This window comes from Microcoleus sp., from assembly GCF_049646505.1.
In the GTDB taxonomy this organism is placed as follows: Bacteria; Cyanobacteriota; Cyanobacteriia; order Cyanobacteriales; family Microcoleaceae; genus Microcoleus.
In genome coordinates this window covers 1-4,399 of record NZ_JBARVX010000115.1, presented here as the reverse complement: position 1 = coordinate 4,399, position 4,399 = coordinate 1, and the positions used below count along the sequence as shown (strand labels likewise).

Annotated in this window: 4 protein-coding genes; 1 reads left to right on the top strand and 3 read right to left on the bottom strand. The window is 44.9% G+C overall.

Annotated elements, in window-relative coordinates; genetic code table 11:
• Window positions 1-746, top strand: a 746-nt coding sequence (locus WBA89_RS06835) for a WD40 repeat domain-containing protein (protein WP_424405011.1), incomplete at its 5' end; no start/stop codon positions are given.
• Window positions 747-1,130: 384 nt separating this feature from the next.
• Here WBA89_RS06835 and WBA89_RS06830 read toward each other — a convergent pair.
• The 3 genes from WBA89_RS06830 to WBA89_RS06820 form a co-directional block, all read right to left on the bottom strand.
• A complete protein-coding gene (locus WBA89_RS06830; RefSeq protein WP_424405009.1) occupies window positions 1,131-1,829 on the bottom strand; it encodes a Uma2 family endonuclease in 699 nt (232 codons plus the stop codon).
• 179 nt (window positions 1,830-2,008) lie between these two features.
• Entirely contained in the window at window positions 2,009-3,418 is a 1,410-nt protein-coding gene (locus WBA89_RS06825; protein WP_424405007.1) for a (Fe-S)-binding protein, read from the bottom strand.
• Window positions 3,419-3,691: 273 nt separating this feature from the next.
• A partial coding sequence (locus tag WBA89_RS06820; protein WP_424405005.1) for an FAD-binding oxidoreductase occupies window positions 3,692-4,399 on the bottom strand: 708 nt, incomplete at its 5' end.

Sequence of the window (4,399 nt, the reverse complement as noted above, 5' to 3'; positions counted from 1 at the left end):
TCGCCATAACACCGGATAGCAAGCGAGTAGTTTCGGGTTCCGGCGACAAAACCGTAAAAGTTTGGGATCTAGAAACCGGAAAGGAAATATTTACTTTGACCGGTCATGCGGACTGGGTAAACTCTGTGGCAGTGACAGCCGATGGAACGATGGCGATTTCCGGTTCGGAAGACAAAAATATTAAAGTTTGGAGTTTAGAAACAGGAGAGGAACTTTTTACATTTTTAGGTCATGCTGACGGGATAAAAGCTGTGGCAGTTACTCCCGACGGCAAATGGGTAATTTCTGCTTCCGGCGACACAACTCTGAAAGTTTGGAGTTTGGGGAAAGAAAATAATATTGTGGCCAATTTATGGAATCTAGCAGTCAAAAATCAACTTTTCACTCTCAAAGGTCATGAGAACTCTGTAAATGCTGTGGCAGTTACGGCCGACGGCAAATGGGTGATTTCAGGCGGGCGTGAAAACAACCTGAAAGTTTGGAATTTGTCAAGTAGAAAAGAAGTTTTTACTTTAGCAGGTCATGCGGATGCAGTAACATCTGTGGCGACTGTGGGAAATAAGGTGATTTCTGTTTCTGACGACAATACTCTCAAAGTTTGGGATTTGTTGAGTCGAGAAGAAATTGCTAGTTTCAGGGGAGATAGTGCTTTGAAAGCTTGCGCTATTGCACCGGATGGGGTGACAATTGTGGCGGCGGAAGCTTCGGGACAAGTGCATTTTTTGAGGTTGGAAGAGGGAAAATAGTTATTGGTTATTGGTTATTGGTTATTGGTTGTTGGTTGTTGGTTATTGGTTATTGGTTATTAGTCATTGGTCATTGGTCATATCAAATCCGGTAGCATCGGAATGATTCAGATATATATTCTCTCCCTCTGTGTACTCTGTGTTCTCTGCGGTTAAATCATTCCGATGCAACCGGAAACGATATCATTGGTTAAGCTGTTGCAGCATTTAAATTGAATGTCAAAAAAAATCTAAATTTTGTGGGGAGTAGGAGTTGGGCATCCTGCCCGCCCTGAACATACAATGTTTATTTGTCCGACAGCTTATTGTGCCGATCGCACTTTTGTTAAAATTTAAAAGTGCGATCGCCCGTTAGCGAAGCCAACGAAGAGGATCGCAGTCTGTCTAACTTAATTCATCTGGGTTAATTCCCATTTCTCGCAGCCGTTCCGACAAAAGTTGCGATCGCCGCCGTTCCTCTTCTAAAGCTGTTTCTGCAAGTTCTGCCCGTTGTTCGGCTTGTTCTAACAGTTGACAAATCTCAACGTAGGAGAAAAATCTAGTGCCATCAGGTCGATAAATTTGCAATTCATCGCCTGATAAATCGAACCGGATGGCTAACCTTGGACTCGCGTAGTTTTCCATAGATGCGATCGCATCCAAGCCGTCTTCTCCGCGCAACCAACCTCTGAGTTGATTGTTAGTAGGATTGTAAATATAATATTCTTCAACTTGGTGGCGATCGTAAAACAGTAATTTCGTCTCCATTTCATCCTGGCTATTGCTAGGAGAGAGAATCTCAAACACAACTTGCGGTGCAATTCCTGACTCGTTCCATTGCTGATAAGAACTCCGTCTCCTTTTCGGTGTGCCGAAGACAACCATCACATCCGGGGCATTAACAATATTCGGTCTTCCCTGAACCGGATACCAAAACAAATCGCCCGCTACAAATACATTCTCGTCATTAGCATACATCCATTCTAGATTTTGCTCAATGACTAGAATCCAGCGAAACTGGTCGGTATTGTTGGCCATTGGTTTACCGTCGCTGTCGGGGTAAATAACTGCTTGCTGAGTTGGGACTGGGATTTGAGTTACCATAACTATTGTCCGGGATTGGGGACTATTTGATTTAATTTTAGCTGTTTCCGAAGGGTGAGAAGTGCGATTCACGCGCGGGATAGCTACGCTTCACGACTTTTCAACGAAATTCTGCGGTTCATCAAAAAAATATCTCAATCAACATCAAAAACAGGGCAGACACCGCCCGCCCCAGCCAACTAACGCCTCTGCAATTTCACCCCACGAATAGAATAATCCAAAAGCTCGATCGGGTGCATCAAAGTAACAGCCTTCCCCTGCAACTCCAAATGCTTCTTAATTTGCAAAGAACAACCAGGATTAGAAGAAGCAATCAACTGGGCCCCAGTATTCAGCAAATTCTCCACCTTCTGCACGCCCAACTCATCAGCAATTTCCGGCTGAAGCATATTGTAAACCCCCGCGCTACCGCAACACAAAGCAGCATCCACAGGTTCTTTTAGCTTCACACCAGGAATTTGTTGCAGCAACTGGCGCGGCTGCAAACTAATCTTTTGTCCGTGCAACAAATGACAAGCATCCTGATAAACAATTGTCAAATCTCCCTCAACCAAAGGATTGAGTTTCGCCGTAATGCCCGCACTTGCCAAAAACTCCTGCACGTCCTTAACATTAGCCGCAAAATTCTCAGCTTTCTCCCGATATTCCGGGTCATCAGCTAAAATGTGACCGTATTCCTTCAAAGTGTGACCGCAGCCCGCAGCATTAATAATGACAAAATCAACATTAGTATTTTCAAAACTGTCAATCATTTGTCGCGCCAAAGATTTCGCCTGTTCAGCTTGTCCTTGATGTTCCGGTAAAGCAGCACAACATCCCTGACTTTTCGGAATCACAACCTCGCAACCGTTAGCCGTCAAAACACGCACCGTAGCCTCATTAACCGGCGAGAACAACAACCTCTGCACGCAACCTAAAATCACCCCGACTCGATAGCGTTTCTCCCCTTGTGCGGGAATAACTTCCGGTAAATTATCCCGGAAAGAATCAACTGTTACCTTCGGCAAAATAGATTCCATCGCCGCCAAGCGAGGAAATACTTTTTTCAGCAAACCTGTTTTGCGAATTAGTTTTGGCAGTCCTAATTTTTGATAAACAAACAGGGGTACAAGCAAAGGCCGCAACCTGTGAGGATAAGGGAAGAGATTAAAAATCAGAGTGCGAATTACATTGTCAGAAAAAGTACGTTTTTGGTTTCTGGTAACTTGGTGGCGAGTTGCAGAAATTAGCTTGTCGTATTCAACTCCAGAAGGGCAAGTTGTAACACAGGCCAAACAGCCCAAACAAGTATCAAAATGCTGCGAAGTTGCTTCGTTTAAAGGTGCATCGCCTTCGTTAATTGCATCCATTAAATAAATGCGACCTCTAGGCGAATCCATTTCTTTGCCGAGTACGCGATAACTCGGACAAGTTGACAAACAAAAGCCGCAGTGGACGCAAGTATCAATTAATTTGGGATCGGGCGGATTGTTAGCGTCGAAACCGGGGATTTCGAGGGTTTCCAAGTGAGGATTTTGGGCTAAAAAATTGCTTTCTTTAGCTGGTCTTAAATCGTCGCTGGGAACTTGAGATGTTTCTGAAGTTTGCATATATTACCTAATTTTTTGGGTTCGCAGTGACTATCACCTAAAACCCTTGATAATTCTTCTTGCTTTTAGCTGAGTCTCGATCCCCCTAAATCCCCACCCCCCCCAACCCCCCCCAAGGGGGGAAAGAAGGGGGGACTTTGAGCATTTCCTGTCCCCCCCTTCTTAAGGGGGGCTAGGGGGGATCGAGAGCCTAATCGTCAAACAGTATATCGGTACTACATAAGACGTTAAGTTGACACCAATGAAACTGAACTCCTGACTGCAAACTTTAAACTAAATACCGCTGAGAAAGCGATTTGGACTAAAAATATTTTCCGGGTCAAACTCTTGTTTGATGCGGCGCATTAGATCGATCGCACTTCCAGTATAGCCCCAAACATCTAACTCCTGCTTGATATTGGTCGGCGCTGCCAAAACAGTCAAAAAACCGCCTTTAGCTTCGCACCCCCTGCGTACCTGCAACAGCGTTTCGGCCGTCGCAGTCTCAAACCGCAAAACCCCCAAACCGCTGCCGGCATGAATCAAAGCGTCCCGTACCGGCAATTCGTTAATTGCCTTGACAGCCTCCGACGGTCTGATTCCTATTTTGCAAATAATTGCTGAATTATTGGCAGAATCCCACATTGTTTCTGGCAATCTTTCCCATAATTTATCCTCATCATTACCGCTGCAGCTAGTACCTTGCAAGCCCAACTTTTCGCCAACTTCCAACAAGCGGGCTGATTGTTGTTTGACGCTTTCGGCGATACTTTGAAACCTTACGATTAATCCCGAACCTTTACCCAAATTCAGTTTTTCTACTAACTGCGGCGACAGAAAATCAACTGCTGTCGGAGTCAAGGCAGAGGATAATAAGATTTGAGCAGCTTGGGCTAAAGCATTGGTTTCCCCAGTCAATATTACAGTTCCCGATGATTCGGGCAATGGATAAACTCGGAAAGTTACTTGAGAAATGATTCCCAAGGTGCCGTAAGCACCGGT